At 72.0% G+C, this 246-nt stretch carries 1 protein-coding gene; it reads right to left on the bottom strand.

Going from position 1 to position 246, the window contains the following annotated elements; genetic code table 11:
* The coding region (locus FJ658_RS16465) for a hypothetical protein (RefSeq protein ID WP_181408514.1) at nucleotides 1-246 on the bottom strand (246 nt) is incomplete at both ends.

Below are 246 nucleotides of genomic sequence, written 5' to 3'. Positions count from 1 at the left end.
TCGACCTGGTCCATCGCGGCGCTCACGACATCCGGTGCGAACCCTCCGACCAGCACGTTGCCGAGCACCTGCCCGTCGCTGATCGCCCGCACGGGCCGGCTCTGGCCTCCGCCGGCGAGGCTCTGGGCGAGCCCCGAACCGTCGAGCCCGAAGCTCTCCACGACCGACTGGCCGAACGCCGCGTCGTCGGCCGCGATCTCGTCTCTCAGCGGTGCCAGCTCGGGGAGCATCCCGATCAGCTCGTCG

The organism is Schumannella sp. 10F1B-5-1 (assembly GCF_006517535.1).
Classification (GTDB): domain Bacteria; phylum Actinomycetota; class Actinomycetes; order Actinomycetales; family Microbacteriaceae; genus Schumannella.
Note: the sequence above shows the minus strand (reverse complement) of the source record. Positions and strands in the feature narration are given on the sequence as shown.